This window comes from Sutterella sp., from assembly GCF_052272535.1.
Classification (GTDB): Bacteria; Pseudomonadota; Gammaproteobacteria; order Burkholderiales; family Burkholderiaceae_F; genus Sutterella.
The window spans coordinates 1-17,876 of record NZ_DAVZJY010000023.1 but is presented as its reverse complement, the minus strand read 5'-3'; the positions used below and the strand labels follow the sequence as shown (position 1 = coordinate 17,876).

Genomic DNA, 17,876 nt, shown 5'->3' with positions numbered 1-17,876 from the left:
AGCGACCTGCGGATTAACAGTCCGTCGCTCTACCGGCTGAGCTATCGGGGAATCCTCGAGCACCTTGCGGTGCAGTTCAAATTTTGTCTTGGCTCCCCGAGCTGGGTTCGAACCAGCGACCTGCGGATTAACAGTCCGTCGCTCTACCGACTGAGCTATCGGGGAATCAAGGCTGTGAAGTTTATGTGGCTTCCCTCATTTCCGCAAGTTCCAAAATGTAACAAAATGTAACTGCGGCAGGCATTCTGACGCAATTTGTTGATGTTCATAGATTCTTTTTGGGTTCGGTGTACGCGCGGGGAGGGCGCTCTTCGTAAAATGGAGGAATTTCCCTCTTTCCAGGACCGCCTTTCGTGCAGACCGTCACCTACCCGAACTCGCCCTTCATTCTTCACGAGCCCTTTCCCCCTGCGGGCGACCAGCCGCAGGCGATCGAGAAGCTCACGCAGGGGCTCGAGAACGGACTGATGTTCCAGACGCTTCTCGGCGTCACCGGGTCGGGGAAGACCTACACGATGGCGAACGTGATCGCCCGCGCGGGCGTGCCCGCGATCATCTTCGCGCCCAACAAGACGCTCGCCGCCCAGACCTACGCGGAGATGCGCGACTTCTTCCCGGAGAACGCTGTCGAGTACTTCGTCTCCTACTACGACTTCTACCAGCCGGAGGCCTACGTGCCCGCACGCGACCTCTTCATCGAGAAGGACGCGGCGGTGAACGAGCACATCGAGCAGATGCGGCTCGCCGCGACGAAGTCGATCCTCGAGCGGCGCGACACCATCCTCGTCGCCACCGTCTCCTCGATCTACGGCATCGGCGCGCCCGAGAGCTACACCGAGATGCGTCTCATCCTGCGCACGGGCGACATGAAGCCGCAGCGGGCGCTCATTGGGCAGCTCGTGCGCATGCAGTACAAGCGCACCGAGATGGAGTTCGCCCGCGGCACCTTCCGGGTGCGCGGCGACACGATTGACGTCTTCCCCGCGGAGCATGCGGAGACGGCCGTGCGCATCGAGCTCTTCGACGACGAGGTGGACGCGATCCTCCTCTTCGACCCGATCACCGGCAAGGTGCTCCAAAAGGTGCCGCGGTTCGTGGTCTACCCGGCGAGCCACTACGTCACGCCCCGCGAGGACATCGTCCGCGCGATCGGGACGATCAAGGCGGAGCTCGCCGAACGAAAGGCCGAGCTCCTGCGCGAAAACCTCCTTGTAGAGGCGCAGCGCCTCGAGCAGCGCACGACCTTCGACCTCGAGATGCTCGACCAGGTCGGGTTCTGCAAGGGGATCGAGAACTACTCGCGCCACCTCACGGGCCTCGCGCCCGGGGTCGCCCCGCCCTGCCTCATCGACTACCTGCCGCCCGACGCACTGATGTTCTTCGACGAGAGCCACGTGATGATGGGGCAGCTCGGCGGCATGTACCGCGGCGACCGCGCGAGAAAGGAGACCCTCGTGCGCTACGGCTTCCGCCTCCCCTCGGCGCTCGATAACCGGCCGCTGCGCTTTGATGAGTTCGAGCGCAAGATGCGCCGCTCGATCTTCGTCTCCGCCACGCCCGCCGAATACGAGCTCGAGAAGAGCGGGGGCGAGGTGGTCGAGCAGGTCGTGCGTCCGACCGGGCTCGTCGACCCCGCCGTCGAGGTGCGCCCGGCCGTCACGCAGGTCGACGACCTCCTCTCGGAGATCACCGAGACCACCCGCACGGGCGGGCGCGTGCTCGTCACCACGCTCACGAAGAAGATGGCCGAGGATCTCACGGACTTTCTCTCCGACCAGGGCGTGCGGGTGCGCTACCTCCACTCCGACATCGACACGGTCGAGCGCGTGGAGATCATCCGCGACCTGCGCGCGGGGGCGTTCGACGTCCTCGTCGGCATCAACCTGCTGCGCGAAGGGCTCGATATCCCCGAGGTGTGCCTCGTCGCCATCCTCGACGCCGACAAGGAGGGGTTCCTGAGAAGCACGCGCTCGCTCATCCAGACGATCGGGCGCGCCGCGCGCAACCTCCACGGGCGCGCGATCCTCTACGGCGACCGGGTGACGGACTCCATGCGCGCCGCGCTCACGGAGACCGAACGCCGCCGCGCCAAGCAGGAGGCCTTCAACGCGGCCCACGGCATCACGCCGCGCGGGGTCGTGAAGGAGATCCGCGAGATCATCGACGGCGTCTACCGCGGACCCGACGTCGCGGCCTCGGCCGACGCGCGCGCCGATGAGGCGGCCGCCGCGGGCGACGAGAAGGCGCTTTCGGCGCGCCTCAAGGCGCTCGAAGCGCAGATGATGGCCTATGCGCGCGACCTCGACTTTGAGAACGCCGCACGCATCCGCGAGGAGATCAAGCGCCTGCGGACCGCGGCCTTCGGCGCATCCGCCGAGAACTAGTTCTTTTTCAAGTGAAAACGCCTCTAGGCACGGGCCGGACGGTGCAGTACCATTGATGTGGTGCCTTGGCGGCGCCACATCGGCCTTTTCTCCCACTCCCTTCCTCCCGGAACCTGTCTGCCGGTGGATCCCCCGAAACTTCCTCGAATCGGTAGTCAACACCATGGATGCAAAGAAAATAAAAGTCCTGTTCGTGTGCACGGGCAACGTCTGCCGCAGCCCGATGGCCGAGGCGATCTTCAAGAAGAAGGTCAAGGAGGCGGGTTTCGAGGACGTGTTCGAGGCCTCGAGCGCGGGCACGTCGAGCGCCCATGCGGGCGATCCGTGCGATCCCCGCGCCGTGCTCATCTGCCGCCGCCGCGACGTGCACATCGCCGACCACCGCGCGCGCCAGATCCAGCCCTCGGACTTCGCCGACTACGACCTCATCCTCGCGATGGACTGGGAGGTGCTCACCGAGCTGCAGCAGCACGCTCCGGCGCCCTACCAGTACAAGATCCAGCTCCTCATGCGTTACGCCAACGAGTTCGACGAGGCCGTCGTCCCTGACCCGTACTTCGGCGTGAACGAAGGCTTCGTGCAGGCCTTTGACTACTGCTCGGACGCCTGCGAGGGGCTCATCGAGAACTACGAGAAGAAGGCGAAGCAGCTCAAGGCCGAGCTTGTCGCCGCGAAGAAGGGCTGATTCCTCCCTTCGCCCAAGCCCTCTGAAGCCGCCCTCCGGGGCGGCTTTTCGTTAAGCGCAGCACGCCGGTTTGATCTGGGCGAAAACCCTAATTCCTGACTTGTTTCGTCGGGATTGGCAGAGTAGAATTCGTCCCGAAATTTGACTGATTTAGTCAGGTTTGCGGCGTCCGGTCCTTCGGTCCCCCGCCGCCCCCATCCCCGGAGGGCGGTGCGAAGACGCGGGCGCACACAGAGGAGAACGCTTTGAAGCTCACCACGAAGGGGCGCTTCGCCGTCACCGCCATGCTCGACCTCGCGATGCAGACGCAGGCGTGCGGCTCGCCCATCCCGATCGCGCAGATCGCCGAAAGACAGAAGATTTCGCTCCCGTATCTTGAGCAGATCTTCTGCCGTCTGCGCCGCGCCGGCCTCGTCGAGAGCACGCGCGGTCCGGGCGGCGGCTACCGCCTCGCCGAGCCCGCCGGGGCCGTCTCCATCGACCGGATCATTCTCGCCGTGGACGAGAACATGGACACCACGCAGTGCGGGGGCGAAGGCACGTGTCAGGGCGGCGCGTCCTGCCTCACGCACCATCTCTGGGAAGACCTCAACAACGTGATCGAGCGCTTCCTCGCGGGGATCACCCTCGCGGACCTCGTGAAGGAGGCCGAAGAACACCGCCGCGAAGACGGGCGCTCGACGGTCCCGGCGGTCATCCCGGTGAGAAAGAGCGGGGCACGGACCAACCATCAGGCGGCCTGAAGAACCGGCAACCCCTTCGAACGGCTTTCAGGCGCATTCACAAAAGGAACTCTCTGAAAATGCAGCTTCCGATTTATCTCGACTACTCCGCTACCACCCCCTGCGATCCCCGCGTGGTTGAAAAGATGGTGCCGTACCTGCACGACAAGTTCGGCAATCCGGCTTCGCACAGCCACGCCTACGGCTGGGAGGCCGAGAAGGCGGTTGAGGAAGGCCGCACCCAGATCGCCGCCCTGATCGGCGCCGATCCGCGCGAGATCGTCTTCACGTCGGGCGCGACGGAGGCCGACAACCTCGCGATCAAGGGCGCCGCGCACTTCTACAAGGACAAGGGCCGCCACCTGATCACGGTGAAGACCGAGCACAAGGCCGTGCTCGACTCGATGCGTCACCTTGAGAGCGAGGGCTACGAGGTCACCTACCTCGACGTGCAGGAAAACGGCCTGATCCGCTGGGAGGACTTCGAGGCGGCCGTTCGTCCCGACACGACGCTCGTCTCCGTGATGGCGATCAACAACGAGATCGGCGTCATCCAGGACCTCGAGCGCATCGGCGCCTTCTGCCGCGAGCACGGCATCATCTTCCACTGCGACGCGACGCAGGCCGCGGGCAAGATGGACCTCAACGTGGACCGCCTCAAGGTCGACCTGATGAGCCTCTCGGGCCACAAGGTCTACGGCCCCAAGGGCATCGGCGCGCTCTACGTGCGCCGTCGTCCGCGCGTGCGCATCGAGTGTCAGATGCACGGCGGCGGCCACGAGCGCGGCATGCGCTCGGGCACGCTCGCGACGCACCAGATCGTCGGCATGGGCGAGGCGTACCGGCTCGCCCGCGAGGAGATGGCCACCGAGATCCCGCGCCTCAAGGCACTGCGCGACCGGCTCTGGGACGGCATCCGCAAGAACATCTCCGACGTGTATCTGAACGGCGACTGGGAGCACCGCTCTCCGCACAACCTCAACGTCTCCTTCGCCTTCATCGAGGGCGAGAGCCTGATGATGGCCGTGAAGGACCTCGCCGTCTCCTCGGGGTCGGCGTGCACCTCCGCCTCGCTCGAGCCCTCCTACGTCCTGCGCGCCCTCGGCCGCGACGACGAGCTCGCGCACAGCTCCATCCGCTTCACCCTCGGGCGCTTCACGACCGAGGAGGAGATCGACTACGCGATCGAATGCCTCACGAAGGCGGTCGCCCACCTGCGCGCACTCTCCCCGCTCTGGGAGATGCACCAGCAGGGCATGGACCTGAAGTCCATCAAGTGGGCGAACCACTGACCGCCGGGCGCACGAGTCCCCAAACCTCCATTCCAAACACATCCCATTGAAGTCGCCTGCGGCGGCCCTTCGAACTCAGAAGGGTCCCGGAGCCGCAGGCGAGGAGAATCAGAAAAATGGCCTACAGTGAAAAGCTGATCGACCACTACGAACATCCGCGCAACGTCGGCACGCTCGACGCCAAGTCCGACGACGTCGGCACCGGCATGGTGGGCGCGCCCGCCTGCGGTGACGTGATGCGCCTGCAGATCAAGGTGAACGACGAGGGCGTGATCGAGGACGCGAAGTTCAAGACCTACGGCTGCGGCTCGGCGATCGCCTCCTCCTCGCTCGTCTCCGAATGGGTGAAGGGCAAGACCCTCGACGAGGCCGGGAGAATCACCAACGCCGAGATCGCCGACGAGCTCGCGCTCCCGCCCGTGAAGATCCACTGCTCGATTCTCGCCGAGGACGCCGTCAAGGCCGCCATCGCCGACTACCGCAATAAGCAGGCCGCCCACGAAGCGAAGAAGGAGGACTGAAGATGGCCGTCACTCTCACTGAAGCCGCCGCCCGCCACGTGCAGAAGTACCTCGAGCGCCGCGGCAAGGGCGTGGGTCTGCGCCTCGGCGTGAAGACCTCCGGGTGCTCCGGGATGGCCTACAAGCTCGAGTTCGCCGACGCGGTCAACCCCGACGACAAGGTCTGGGAGAGCTGCGGCGTCAAGGTGATCGTCGATGAGAAGAGCCTGCCGTACCTCGACGGCACCGAGCTCGACTACACCCGCGAGGGCCTGCAGGAGGGGTTCCGCTTCAAGAACCCCAACGAGAAGAGCCGCTGCGGCTGCGGCGAGTCCTTCAACGTCTGAGACCCGCGCCATGGCAATGCTCTCCGCCTTCGAGCTCTTCGGGCTCGAGCCGAAGTTTTCGATCGACCTCGAAGCGCTCAAGGCCGCGCATGAACGCGCGATCCTCAAGGTCCATCCAGACCGCTTCGCGGGCCGTCCCGTCGCCGAGCGACGCGTCGCCGAACAGTGGAGCGCACGCATCAACGAGTCCTACGAAGTGCTCAAGGACCCCGTGAAGCGCGCCTCGCTCCTTTGTGAAGCGGCCGGCCACCCCGTCGGCGCCGAAACGAACACCCGCATGCCGGTGGACTTCCTCATTGAGCAGATGGCCTGGCGCGACGCGATCGAGTCGGCGGCGGACGCCGCCGCCCGCGAAGCCGTGCGCGCGGAGGCCGCCGCCGAGGAGCGCACTGTCGAGTCCGAGCTTGCGGACGCGATCGACGTCCGCGCGGACTACGCCGCCGCGGCCGACCTCACGCGCCGCCTGATGTTCATCACGCGCTTTCTCGAACAGACCGCGGGCGGCGCCGAGAGCCGCCTCTGAGGCCGACCCGGCGCCCAACGGGGTACCCTCCAGCGCGGGGTCCCGTGCGCCAAGCGTTTTTCAGCAACCCAATCAACAGAACGAATCTAAGATGGCCCTCTTTCAGATCGCCGAGCCCGGCCTCTCCGCGGCGCCCCATGAGCACCGCCTCGCCGTCGGCATCGACCTCGGCACGACCAACTCGCTCGTCGCCACGGTGATTTCCGGCTCTCCCGAGGTGCTCCCCGACGAAGAGGGCCGCCGGCTCTTTCCCTCGGTCGTGCGCTTTCTCGCCGACGGCTCGGTTCAGACCGGCTGGACGGCGCTCGCGCACGCCGAAGAAGATCCCGAAAACACGATCTACTCCGCGAAGCGCCTCATCGGGCGCGGCCGCGCGGATCTGAAGAACCTCCCGGCGCTGCCCTACTGCATCGTGGATGCGGCGGGCGGTGTCGCCGTCGAAACCGTCCAGGGGCCGAAGTCCCCGATCGAAGTGAGCGCCGAGGTGTTGAAGGCCCTGCGCGAGCGCGCCGAGAAGCGCCTCGGGGGCGAGCTCACCGGCGCCGTGGTGACGGTGCCGGCGTACTTCGACGACGCGCAGCGCCAGGCGACGAAGGACGCCGCCCGGCTCGCGGGCCTCACGGTGCTACGCCTCCTTTCGGAGCCCACCGCCGCGGCGCTCGCCTATGGGCTCGACAACGGCGCCGAAGGCCTCTACCTCGTCTACGACCTCGGCGGCGGCACCTTCGACGTGTCGCTCCTCAAGCTCTCGCGCGGCGTCTTTGAAGTGCTCGCCACGGGCGGCAACGCCGCGCTCGGGGGCGACGACTTCGACCACGCCGTCTACGACGCGGTCGCGGCCGCCATCGGCGGCGCGGAGCGCCTCACGCCCGAAGACCGCCGACAGCTCCTCGACCGCTCGCGCGCGGCGAAGGAGGCGCTCACCGACGCCGAATCGACCTCGGTCGCCTTCACGCTCTCGGACGGCCGAAAGGTCGAGCACGTCCTCACGCGCGCGGACTTCGACCGGATGACCCGCCCCCTCGTCGAAGAGACGATCGACGCCGTGCGCCGCGTCCTCGCGGATGCGCAGATCGAGAAGACCGCGATCGAGGGCGTCGTCCTCGTCGGCGGCTCCACCCGCATGCCCGCCGTGCGCCGCGAGGTGAAGGCGTTCTTCGGGTTCGAGCCCCTCACCGGCATCGACCCCGACTGCGTGGTCGCCGTCGGCGCCGCGATGCAGGCGAACAAGCTCGCGGGCAACGCGGGCGAGGGCGACGACTGGCTGCTGCTCGACGTGACGCCCCTTTCGCTCGGCCTTGAGACGATGGGCGGGCTCGTTGAGAAGATCATTCCGCGCAACAGCGCCATCCCGACGGCGCGCGCGCAGGACTTCACAACCTTCCGCGACGGACAGACCGCGATGGCGATCCACGTCGTGCAGGGCGAGCGCGAGGTGGTGGACGCGTGCCGCTCGCTCGCGCGTTTCGAGCTGCGCGGCATTCCGCCGATGGCCGCGGGCGCCGCGCGCATCCGCGTCACCTTCCAGATCGACGCCGACGGGCTCCTTTCCGTCTCGGCGCGCGAGATGACCACGGGGGTCGAGGCGAACGTCGTCGTGAAGCCCTCCTACGGGCTCTCGGACGAAGACATCGTGCGCATGCTCCAGGAGGGCAACGCCTCGGCCGAAGCCGACATGGCCGCCCGCAAGCTCCGCGAGGAGCAGGTTGAGGCGCGCCGGCTCCTCGAGAGCATCCGCAACGCCCTCACGACCGACGGGGACCTCCTCTCCGACGCGGAGAGCGCGGAGGTCGAGCGCCTCGGCGACGCGCTCGCCGCCCTGGTGCCGGGCACCGACGCCGAGGCGATCCACGCCGCGGCCGACGCCCTCGCCAAGGGGACGGAGACCTTCGCCGAACGGCGCATGGACCGCTCGATCCGCGCCGCGCTCTCCGGGAAGTCCGTCAACGACGCGCTCTTCGACGACGCGCCCACGAAGCCCGAACACTGAATTTCATCCCATCCGGGACGGGAAGGAGACCTCAGAAGCTGCGCCGCAGCCCGCCCCGGTTGATCCCGCAGAAGAAAACCGCAAGGAAGTTTTGAAAATGCCCAAGATCACCGTACTCCCTCACGAAGAGCTCTGCCCGCAGGGCGCGAGCTTTGAAGCCGAACCGGGCGCGAACCTCGCCAAGACGCTTCTCGCCCACGGCATCAAAATCCCCCACGCCTGCGAATTCAACTGCGCGTGCGCCACGTGCCACGTGATCGTGCGCGAAGGCTACGACTCGCTCTCCGAGCCCTCGGACAACGAGCTCGACCATCTCGACACCGCGTGGGGCGCGTGTGCGGAGTCCCGCCTCTCCTGCCAGGCGAAGCTGGGCGACGCCGACATCGTGATCGAGATCCCGAAGTACAACCGCAACGTCGTGGGCGAACGGGAGTAAGGCGATGGCGCTCACCTGGTCCGACACGCAGCGGATCGCCGAGGAGCTCTGCGACGCAAACCCCGACCTCGATCCGCTGACGCTCTCCTTCGTGAAGCTTCACGACATGGTGGTGAAGCTTGCCGACTTCAAGGACGATCCGGAGCGCTCCAACGAGCGCATCCTCGAGGCGATCCTGCAGGCGTGGCTCGACGAGCGCGACTGACGCGCCCCCGCACTCCTTTTGAAGCCGCCCGCCGGAGCCGCCCGCTCCCCGGGCGGCTTTTGCGTGGGGGGCGTCCGTCAGCCGAGGGCGGCGCCGGCCTCCTCCTGCCGCCCCATGGCCGCCTCGACCGCGCTCACGAGCTCCCGTGCGGCGGGGAGCACCAGGCGCTCGGTAGGAAGGAGCGCATGAATCCCGACGGAGGGGAGCGTCCACTCCGGGAGCAGATGCACGAGGCGCCCGCTCCTGAGGTGCTCCGCCGCGGCGAGATCGGGCAGGCACGCGACGCCCGCCCCCCCGGAGCGCCGATGAGAGAAGGAGCGTTGCGCTCGTGTGCCGGAGCGCCGCGGTGATGCGCACGCGGCGCGTCTCGAGGCCGCGGGCGAGCACCCACTCCTTCTGACCGACCAACGCGAGGTGCCTCAGCCCCGCGAGGTCTTCGGGGCGCCGCACGGGCGCACGCCCAGCGAGAAACTCCGGCGCCGCGCAGAGGAAGCTCGCGCACCGGCCGATTTCGTGCGAGGAGACGCCGCTCTGCGGTTCCGCCGCCGCCTCGAATCCCACGTCGATGCCGCCCGCGATGAGCGGGACTACGTCGTGCGAGGCGATGAGCTCGACGCTGAGCGCCGGGTGGGCCGCGAGCAGCTGCTCGATCTCGCGCGCGAGGAAGAATTCCGCGAAGGCGACCGAGGAGGTGACGCGCAGCGTGCCGCAGATCTGGTCTCCGGTCTTGGGCGAGAAGACCGCCTCGGCGCCCGCGAGGAGGCGCTCGGCCTCGACCAGAAGTCGCTCGCCGTCGGCGGTGAGCGCGACAGAGCGGGTCGTGCGATTGAAGAGCCGCACGCCGAGGAGCGACTCGAGCTCAAAAAGCTGGCGCGTGGCGACGGCGCGCGAGATGTTGAGGCTCTTCGCGGCCTGCGTGAAGCTCGAGAGTTCGGCAACGCGCACGAAGGTGCCGAGAAGCGTGAGGCGGTCCATGATCAGGGCGTTGAGTCTGTTGCTAAATCAAAAATTCTGCATTGGCAAACGTGATCTTTATTCACGAATATGACGCAAATAACATTCTCCCATCGCAAACGTTTTCATGGGAGAAAACCATGCAGCAGAAAAGTTCCATGCCCCGCCGCGGGGCGCAGATGAGCGGACGCACTGAAAAAGCAACGTCGGGTATGTCGCGCCGCACCTTTCTGGCCGGGGCGCTTGCCGCCGCGGGGACGCCTCTCCTCGCATCTGCTGCCGGAGCGACGCCGGCGTCCGCCCCGATGCCGTCCCGCGTACCCGCGGAGCCCCGCGACTCGCAGGAAGTGCTCGCTCTCTTCGAGCGCTTCGCGAGCGAGGGGCGCATGCCGCGGCGCCTTTCCGCGTGGCTCAACGACCGCACGATTCAGGAGATCGCTCCCTACAAGGTCTTCGACGACGTCTGGTTCGTGGGCGTGCGCTGGGTGAGCGCCTGGGTGCTCAAGACCTCCGAGGGGGCGGTCCTGATCGACACGCTCCACGAGCCCTTCGTCGGGCGGCTCGTTGAAAACCTCGGGCGCGCGGGCGTCGCCCCCGGCGACGTGCGCTGGGTGTTGATGACCCATGGACACTTTGACCACGTGGGCGGCTGCTGGGCCCTCAGGAAACGTCTTCCAAACGCGCGCTTCGCGATGAGCCGGCGCGGCTGGGACGAGGCGAAGGCGGACGCGCTCCGCACGGGGCGCTTCCGCATGCCGCCCGAGGAGAAGGTGCTGAAGGACGGCGACGTCGTGCGCCTCGGGGGGCTTGAAGTGAAGGTGCTCGAAACTCCGGGCCACACCTTGGGGACGTGCTCCTTCGTCTACGACGTGCGCGCCGCGGGCGAAGTCCACCGCGCGGTGACGGTGGGCGGGCAGGGGCTTAACGGCATGCGCAGCGCGCGTCAGCTCAACGCCTACGTCCGGAGCATGCGGCGGCTCCTCGACCCCGCGCTCGGAATCGATGTGGACCTCACGGCCCACCCCTTCGCTACGGGACTCACGGAACAGATTCCCGCCGTCAAGGCGTGGCGCCCCGGCGCTCCCCACCCGCTCGTCGGGCGCGCCGAGTATGCGGCGCGCCTCGAGCGCCTCATCGCCGAGGCCGAGCGCTTCCGCCGGGTGCGTTTCGGCGCCTGACCCGAAAGACTCAGGAGGCCAAGAGTCGGCCGAAGGCGAGGAGCATCGCCTGCGCCGCCTCCTTCATCATCCGTCCGCCTTCGATGAGTTCGAGCACCTCGAGCGCGCTCATCGCCTCGAAGTGCTCAACCTCGCCGTCCACGGGGCGCGGGCGCCACCCCTCGGGAAGGCGCAGCGCATAGGCGAAGCTCATCTCGTGCATCCAGCCGCCCCGCACGGGGCGCGAAATCCACGCACGCCCGAGGGAGCGCAGGTCCGCCGCCTCGATGCGCTCGAGCCCCGCCTCTTCGGCCGCCTCGCGCGCGAGCCCTTCGGCCGGGGATTCGCCCGCGCGGATCATCCCCGCGGCGAGTCCGTCCCAGAGGCCCGGGCCGACGAGCTTGCTCGCGCTTCTCCGGCCGAGGATGAAGACGGGGTCGGCTTCGGACGCGGGCCTCCTGAGGTGCCCCACGAGGTGCACGGCGGCCGTGGCCGCTCCGAGGGGGCGAAAGAGCGCGCGCTCCATGCGCCCGACCACGTCGCCGGGCTGCGCGTCGACACCTTCGAGCACGCGCAGGTCGAGGAGCTCGCCGCGCCAGCCCTGGGAGAGCCCTGCGTCGCGCATGGCTCCCCCAAACGCCTCGAGGTTCTGCGGCAGCACGAGTGCTCCGCCGCGCAGCGACGCGCCCGGGAGCTGGGCGACGCTCCGGGCGTGCGCCTCGTCCGTGCGGCCGATCGTGCGTTCCATGAAGCGCACCGGGACGAGCGCTGCGTCCGAAACGAAGAAGCCCGCCGAGAGCGCCGCGCAGGCGGCGTTCAGGCGGGCTTCAAACGCTTCGGATGCGCGGACCTTCGGGGTCTTGGCATCCGGCGTCATGGCTTAACCCTTGAAGTTCTCGGGACGCATGTGCGGGAAGAGCAGCACGTCGCGGATCGTCGGGGCGTCCGTGAGGAGCATCACGAAGCGGTCAATGCCGATGCCGCAGCCCGCGGTCGGCGGGAGGCCGTACTCGAGCGCGCGGATGTAGTCCGCGTCGTAGTACATCGCCTCGTCGTCGCCGTGGCTCTTCTTGTCGGCCTGGGCCTTGAAGCGCGCGGCCTGGTCGTCCGGGTCGTTGAGCTCGGAGAAGCCGTTGGCGGTTTCACGCCCGGCGATGTAGAGCTCGAAGCGCTCGGTGATCGCGAGATCGGCGTCGGAGGCGCGCGCGAGGGGCGAAATTTCGACGGGGTAGTCGATGATGAAGGTGGGCTCAATGAGCTTCGATTCCGCCGTCTCCTCAAAGAGCGCCATCTGCAGGGCGCCGAGGCCGGCGTCCACCGGGATTTCGCCGCCGAGGCGCTCGAGCTCCTTGCGGATGAACTCGGGGTTCTGGAGCTCCTCGTCCGTGTACTCGGGGGCGAACTTCTTGATCGCCGCGAGCGGGGTGAGGCGGTGGAAGGGCTTCGAGAGGTCGATCGCCTGGCCCTGGTAGTTGAGGACCGCGGAGCCCGTCGCAGCAATGGCGACCGTGCGCAGAAGGTTCTCGGTGAAGTCCATCTGGTCGCGGTACGTCCAGTACGTTGCGTAGAACTCCATCATCGTGAACTCGGGGTTGTGGCGGACCGACACACCCTCGTTGCGGAAGTTGCGGTTGATCTCGAAGACGCGCTCAAAGCCGCCCACGACGAGGCGCTTGAGGTAGAGCTCGGGCGCGATGCGCAGGTACATGTCCATGTCGAGCGCGTTGTGGTGCGTCACGAAGGGCTTGGCGTTCGCGCCGCCCGGGATCGGGTGCAGCATCGGCGTCTCAACCTCGAGGAAGCGGTGCTCGAGCATGAACTGGCGGATCGCGGCGATCGCCTTGGAGCGCGTGAGGAAGCGGTTGCGCGACTCCTCGTTCATGATGAGGTCCACGTAGCGCTGGCGGTAGCAGAGCTCGGTGTCCTGCAGGCCCTTGTGCTTGTCCGGGAGCGGCCGGATGCTCTTGGTCATCAGGCGGATCTCCTTGACGCGGATCGCGAGGTCGCCCGCGCGGGTGCGGAAGAGCACGCCGCGGCACGCGACGATGTCGCCGAGGTCGAAGGTCTTGAAGGCGGCGTAGGCGTCGGCGCCCACTTCGTTCATCTGCACGAAGTACTGCATGTCGCCCGTGAAGTCGCGCACGGTGCAGAAGGAGGCCTTGCCCATGATGCGCTTGAGCATCACGCGGCCCGAGCAGGCGACTTCGGGAGCGGCCGCTTCGAGCTCTTCGGCGGTCATGGCGCCGTACTTGGCGCGCAGGTCGCCGAAGAGGTCCGTGCGGCGGAAGTCGTTCGGGTACGCGACGCCGGCGGCGCGCAGGGCGGCGAGCTTGGCGCGGCGCTCCGCGATGATGTGGTTTTCCTCGGCCGCGGCTTCCTGCGCCGTCGGCTGCTTCTCTTGGGCTTCGTTCTGAGCCATTTGGAATTCCTTTCCGGGGGGAGGGTTGCCCGTCTGCGGCCCCTTCATGAGCGGGGCGCGGACGGACGGAGATTGTGGTGGTTGCGGGGCCTTAGTCCGCCGCGGACAGGCCGCCCACGCCGTTCTTGAGGCTCGCCTCGATGAACTGATCGAGGTCGCCGTCGAGCACGCCGCCGGTGTTGCCCGTCTCGACGCCGGTGCGCAGATCCTTCACGCGCGACTGGTCGAGCACGTAGCTGCGGATCTGGTGGCCCCAGCCGATGTCGGACTTCTGCTCCTCGAGCTTCGTCTGCGCCTCCATGCGCTTGCGCATCTCGAGTTCGTAGAGCTTCGCCTTGAGTTGCTGCATCGCCTTCTCGCGGTTGCGGTGCTGCGAGCGGTCGTCCTGGCAGATCGTGATGATGCCCGTCGGGATGTGGTGGATTCGGACGGCCGATTCCGTCTTCTGAATGTGCTGGCCGCCCGCGCCCGAAGCGCGGAAGACGTCGATCGAGAGGTCGGCCGGATTGATCTCGATGTCGATCGAGTCATCCACTTCCGGATAGACGTAGACCGAGCAGAAGGAGGTGTGGCGGCGGGCGTTCGCGTCGAAGGGCGACTTGCGCACGAGGCGGTGGATGCCCGTTTCGGTGCGCAGCGTCCCGTAGGCCCATTCGCCTTCGATGAAGAGCGTGGCGGACTTGATGCCCGCGACTTCGCCGGCGGTCTCCTCTTCGAGGGTGACCTTGAAGCCCTTGCGCTCGGCGTAGCGCATGTACATGCGCTCGATCATGCTCGCCCAGTCCTGAGCCTCCGTGCCGCCCGCACCCGCCTGGATTTCGAGGTAGCAGTTGGCCGAGTCCATCGGCTGGTTGAACATGCGCTTGAACTCAAGCTGACCGACCTCGGCGGCGTAGCCGTCGACGTCGTGCCCGATCGCCTCGACGGCGTCCCAGTCTTCGTCCGCCGCGGAGAGCTCGAAGAGCTCCTTGGCGTCGGCGACGCCCTGCGTGAGTCGGTTGAAGCTGCCGACGATGTCGTCGAGCATCTTCTTCTCCTTGCTCACCTCCTGGGCGTGCTTGGGGTCGTTCCAGAGGTCGGGGTTCTCAATCTCGCGATTGACTTCTTCGAGTCGTCGTGCCTTGCGGTCGACGTCAAAGATACCTCCGAAGTTCGGCGAGCCGGTGGCCCAGGTCTTCGATGAGGCCTTCAATCTGATTGATGCGTTCAGCTTCCATTTCAATTCCTGTCGAAGGGGCGCGCGGCGCGCTCGGGCGCGGCGCGTGGTCGGGCGGGGCGGGGGAAGGCGGCCTTAGGCCGCCTTCCGCGTGCAGGGGAGCGCTCCGCCCGGGTGAATAAAAACGAGTAATTATAAAACAGGGGAGCGGCCGGCCGTGCGGCGCTCCCCCTCTCTCAAACCGGTGGAATCGTTGGGAAAACCGGGCGGTTCTCCCGGGCGTTTCCCGGTCTATTCCGCGGCCTCGACGACGAGCTGCACCGAGCGGCGTCCGCGGTACTCGTTGATCGCGGGCCGGTAGGCGATCCGCGCATGGGCGGGAAGCGGCTCGCGGTGGCGGAAGAAGATCCCCTCGAAGCGCTGGCCGCCCAGCCCGAGGGAGAGCTTGAGGTGCGCGTCCTTGAGGAGCGTCTGCTCGAGGACCGTGAACTCGTTGGCGAAGAGCGGCGCTTCGAACCCCTGCCCCCAGATCTGCGCGTCGATCTCGGTGCAGAGCGCCTCGGTGATCTCATCCGGGGCGAGCCCGCCGTCGGTGAGGACCACGCGTTCGAAGACCGAAGCGTCGCAGTGCGTGCGCACCACCTCCTCGAAGGCGGCCGAGAAGTCGGAAAAGGACTGCGGAAGAATCGAGAGGCCCGCGGCCATCGCGTGTCCGCCGAAGCGCAGGATGACGCCGGGGAGTCTCTTCGAGACGAGGTCGAGCATGTCGCGCAGGTGGATTCCCGGAATCGAGCGGCCCGAGCCCTTGAGCTCGCCGTTCTCCGTGGGCGCAAACGCGATCACCGGGCGGTGGATGCGCTCCTTGAGGCGCGCCGCGACGAGCCCCACGACGCCTTCGTTGAAGTCGGGGTTGTAGAGCGAGAAGGTCGCGCGCCGCTGCACGTCCGTTTCGGCGAGCGCCGCCTCGGCGGCGAGCTGCATCTCGCTCTCAAGCTCCCGGCGCTCGGAGTTGATCGAGTTGAGGCTTTCGGCGAGGGCGAGGGCCGCCGCCGGGTCGTTCGAGAGGAGGCACTCGATGCCGCTCTCCATGGTGCCTAGGCGCCCCGCGGCGTTGATCCGCGGCGCCACGGCGAAGCCGAAGTCGCGCACGCACGCCGTGCGGCAATCCTTGCCGGCGATGGCGAAGAGCGCCTCGAGTCCGGCGTGCGTGCGCCCCGAGCGGATGCGCCGCAGGCCCTGCGAGACGAGGATGCGGTTGTTCTTGTCGAGCTTCACGACGTCGGCGACCGTGCCGAGGGCGACGAAGTCGGAGAGCGCGTCGAGCCGCGGCTGCGTCGCCGCGTCGTAGAGCCCGCGCTCGCGCAGGAGCGCCCGCAGTGCGAGGAGCACGTAGTAGATCACGCCCACCCCGGCGAGGTTCTTCGAGGGGAAGTGCGAGTCGCTAAGGTTCGGGTTCACGATCACCTCGGCGCGCGGCAGCTCCGCGCCCGGGAGATGGTGGTCCGTGATCACGACCTCGATGCCGAGTTCGTGCGCGCGCTCGACGGCGGCGGTCGAGGAAACCCCGTTGTCCACCGTCACGATGAGGTTGGGTTTCGGGGTGCGCCCGGCGACGATGTCCACCACCGTGGGCGTGAGGCCGTAGCCGTGGAGCACCCGGTCGGGAACGAAGTAGGAGGCGTTGATGCCGAGCATCCTGAGGCCCCGGATGCCGACGGCGCAGGCGGTCGCGCCGTCGCAGTCGTAGTCGGCGACGATCACGACGTGCTCGCCGCGTTCGCGGGCGAGGGCGAGGCGTTCGGCGGCGGCGCGCGCGCCCTCGAGCTCGGCGGGCGGGATCATGCCGCGCCACTCCTGCTCGAGGTCGGACTTGTTGCTGATGCCGCGCGCGGCGAGCGCCCGCGCGACGGGAGGCAGGAACCCGGCCTCCTCGAGCCGGTCGGCGGCGTGGAGGTCGTAGGTGCGCGAAAGAATCTTCGTCATCAGGCCGCCTCCGAATCGATCAGCCACGTCTCGAGCGGCTGCTTCGCGGCGCGCCGGAAGAGTCCGAAGGCGCCCTTCTTTTCGGCAACGAGCGTCGCCGCATCGGCGTGCCCGAAGAGCACAAGGACGGAGGCGTCGATGCCGGCCGCCTTTTCGAGGCCGCGCCAGCGCTCGAGCGCTTCGAGCGCCTCGGGGAGCGCCCGGCTCCAGGCCGCCCAGTCGCGCCTGAGCCAGGCCTCGTAGAGGTGCGGCAGGACCGCGATCCGGTCGCCCGTCGGGGCGGCGGGCCAGGCCGTGCGGCCGCTCAAGCGCCCGAGGGCCGAGCGCGGGATCCCCGCGGCTTCGGCCCAGGCGAGCACGACCGGGTCGTCGGCCGCCACCGCGCGGAAGGTCGAGGGCGGGAAGACCGGTTCGGCAAAGCCCCCGCCCGAGAGCCAGAGGCCGCGGAGCGCGCCGCCCAGAATAGGGGTGAGCGCACGCTTCAACTCTTCGAGAAGCTCAAGGACGGCCGGGGCGTCCGCGCCCGACGTGAGGTGCGCGAGGTGCCCGAAGTGCGCGGCCTCCATGCCGCAGAGATCTTCGAAGGGGCGCGCGTCGAAGTCGAAGAGCTCGCGGCGCGCGGCGTAGAGCCGGCGGCCGGAGATCATGAGCCGCAGTCCGCGGGCGCGCAACGCCTCGTCGGCCGCGCAGGCGATGCGCGGGAGCTCCGCTTCGGGGAGCTCAAGGCGCGCGAAGCGCCCCTCGGGCGACTGCTTCCACGCGTCCAGTGCCCAGAAGGCCTGGTCGAGCTTCGGCGCGCCCTCGGCGAGCCACGCGTAGGGCGCGAGCACGGGCGCGCCCTGCCGGTGCGTGAGCACCTTCCAGAGCCACGCGCGGTGGGGCGAATATTCATGAAGCGGTTCGGAGAGCCGCTGGAGTCCGGGCGGCTCGCGACCCGTTCCGAGGCGCTCGAGCGCCGCGCGCACGTCGGGCGCAAGACGGTCGAGCACCTCGACGGCCGCCTCGCGGGGGAGGCGGCCGCCGGGGAGAAGATAAAAGGCGGTTGTCATAATGTCCGGAATTCTACCTGCGGCCTGCCCGGACCGATCCGCCGCGGACCCCGCGGGAAGCGCGGCCGGCCGCC

16 protein-coding genes, 1 tRNA gene and 2 pseudogenes are annotated in these 17,876 nt (G+C 67.9%); 11 read left to right on the top strand and 8 right to left on the bottom strand.

Annotated elements, in window-relative coordinates; all coding sequences use genetic code 11:
• Positions 1-89 precede the first annotated feature (89 nt).
• A tRNA-Asn gene (locus tag ACT6Y9_RS02700) sits at positions 90-165 on the bottom strand.
• Between the two features lie 188 nt (positions 166-353).
• On the opposite strand from ACT6Y9_RS02700, the gene uvrB reads away from it, so the two are divergent.
• The 10 genes from uvrB (at position 354) to iscX (ending at position 9,084) form a co-directional block, all read left to right on the top strand.
• A complete protein-coding gene (gene uvrB, locus ACT6Y9_RS02695; RefSeq protein ID WP_295479506.1) occupies positions 354-2,384 on the top strand; it encodes an excinuclease ABC subunit UvrB in 2,031 nt (676 codons plus the stop codon).
• A 163-nt stretch (positions 2,385-2,547) separates the two neighbouring features.
• The gene (locus ACT6Y9_RS02690; RefSeq protein ID WP_443743419.1) at positions 2,548-3,069 is read left to right on the top strand and encodes a low molecular weight protein-tyrosine-phosphatase; all 522 of its coding nucleotides are present in this window, start codon (positions 2,548-2,550) and stop codon (positions 3,067-3,069) included.
• A 245-nt stretch (positions 3,070-3,314) separates the two neighbouring features.
• Positions 3,315-3,812 (top strand): Rrf2 family transcriptional regulator, encoded by a 498-nt coding sequence (locus tag ACT6Y9_RS02685; protein WP_295479500.1) that lies wholly within the window; start codon positions 3,315-3,317, stop codon positions 3,810-3,812.
• A 59-nt stretch (positions 3,813-3,871) separates the two neighbouring features.
• Positions 3,872-5,083, top strand: a complete 1,212-nt coding sequence (locus ACT6Y9_RS02680; RefSeq protein ID WP_443743418.1) for an IscS subfamily cysteine desulfurase — start codon at positions 3,872-3,874, stop codon at positions 5,081-5,083.
• Positions 5,084-5,199: 116 nt separating this feature from the next.
• Complete coding sequence (iscU, locus tag ACT6Y9_RS02675) at positions 5,200-5,604, top strand: Fe-S cluster assembly scaffold IscU (RefSeq protein ID WP_295479492.1); 405 nt, start codon at positions 5,200-5,202, stop codon at positions 5,602-5,604.
• A 2-nt stretch (positions 5,605-5,606) separates the two neighbouring features.
• Entirely contained in the window at positions 5,607-5,930 is a 324-nt protein-coding gene (iscA, locus tag ACT6Y9_RS02670) for an iron-sulfur cluster assembly protein IscA (protein WP_295479489.1), read from the top strand.
• Positions 5,931-5,940: 10 nt separating this feature from the next.
• A complete protein-coding gene (gene hscB / locus ACT6Y9_RS02665; RefSeq protein ID WP_443743417.1) occupies positions 5,941-6,453 on the top strand; it encodes a Fe-S protein assembly co-chaperone HscB in 513 nt (170 codons plus the stop codon).
• Between the two features lie 91 nt (positions 6,454-6,544).
• The gene (hscA, locus tag ACT6Y9_RS02660; protein WP_443743416.1) at positions 6,545-8,443 is read left to right on the top strand and encodes a Fe-S protein assembly chaperone HscA; all 1,899 of its coding nucleotides are present in this window, start codon (positions 6,545-6,547) and stop codon (positions 8,441-8,443) included.
• A gap of 97 nt (positions 8,444-8,540) precedes the next feature.
• Entirely contained in the window at positions 8,541-8,879 is a 339-nt protein-coding gene (fdx, locus tag ACT6Y9_RS02655) for an ISC system 2Fe-2S type ferredoxin (RefSeq protein WP_443743415.1), read from the top strand.
• A 4-nt stretch (positions 8,880-8,883) separates the two neighbouring features.
• A complete protein-coding gene (iscX, locus tag ACT6Y9_RS02650; protein WP_295479478.1) occupies positions 8,884-9,084 on the top strand; it encodes a Fe-S cluster assembly protein IscX in 201 nt (66 codons plus the stop codon).
• Between the two features lie 77 nt (positions 9,085-9,161).
• On the opposite strand, the pseudogene ACT6Y9_RS02645 reads toward iscX, so the two are convergent.
• Positions 9,162-9,368 (bottom strand): annotated as a pseudogene (locus tag ACT6Y9_RS02645) (LysR substrate-binding domain-containing protein); the annotation flags it as partial.
• Positions 9,369-9,441: 73 nt separating this feature from the next.
• Positions 9,442-10,059: pseudogene (locus tag ACT6Y9_RS02640) on the bottom strand (LysR family transcriptional regulator); the annotation flags it as partial.
• A gap of 284 nt (positions 10,060-10,343) precedes the next feature.
• On the opposite strand from ACT6Y9_RS02640, the gene ACT6Y9_RS02635 reads away from it, so the two are divergent.
• Positions 10,344-11,216 (top strand): MBL fold metallo-hydrolase, encoded by an 873-nt coding sequence (locus ACT6Y9_RS02635; RefSeq protein ID WP_443743414.1) that lies wholly within the window; start codon positions 10,344-10,346, stop codon positions 11,214-11,216.
• A gap of 10 nt (positions 11,217-11,226) precedes the next feature.
• On the opposite strand, the gene ACT6Y9_RS02630 is transcribed toward ACT6Y9_RS02635, so the two are convergent.
• From ACT6Y9_RS02630 to ACT6Y9_RS02610, 5 genes are all read right to left on the bottom strand, one after another.
• Positions 11,227-12,072, bottom strand: coding sequence for an NUDIX hydrolase (locus ACT6Y9_RS02630; RefSeq protein ID WP_443743413.1), 846 nt, complete (start codon positions 12,070-12,072; stop codon positions 11,227-11,229).
• 3 nt (positions 12,073-12,075) lie between these two features.
• On the bottom strand, positions 12,076-13,614 hold the full coding sequence (lysS, locus tag ACT6Y9_RS02625; RefSeq protein WP_443743412.1) for a lysine--tRNA ligase: 1,539 nt from the start codon (positions 13,612-13,614) through the stop codon (positions 12,076-12,078).
• 91 nt (positions 13,615-13,705) lie between these two features.
• Positions 13,706-14,831 (bottom strand): peptide chain release factor 2 gene (gene prfB, locus ACT6Y9_RS02620; protein WP_443743411.1). Its coding sequence is split into 2 segments (ribosomal slippage): positions 13,706-14,749 and positions 14,751-14,831, totalling 1,125 coding nucleotides; the frame shifts between segments, so codons are not numbered across the junction.
• A gap of 230 nt (positions 14,832-15,061) precedes the next feature.
• Positions 15,062-16,753, bottom strand: coding sequence for a single-stranded-DNA-specific exonuclease RecJ (gene recJ, locus ACT6Y9_RS02615; protein WP_443743410.1), 1,692 nt, complete (start codon positions 16,751-16,753; stop codon positions 15,062-15,064).
• Positions 16,753-17,802 carry a hypothetical protein gene (locus ACT6Y9_RS02610; protein ID WP_443743409.1) on the bottom strand — a complete coding sequence of 350 codons (1,050 nt, stop codon included), beginning with the start codon at positions 17,800-17,802 and terminating at the stop codon, positions 16,753-16,755. Before ACT6Y9_RS02610 ends, recJ begins: the two co-directional genes overlap by 1 nt.
• Between the last annotated feature and the right edge of the window lie 74 nt (positions 17,803-17,876).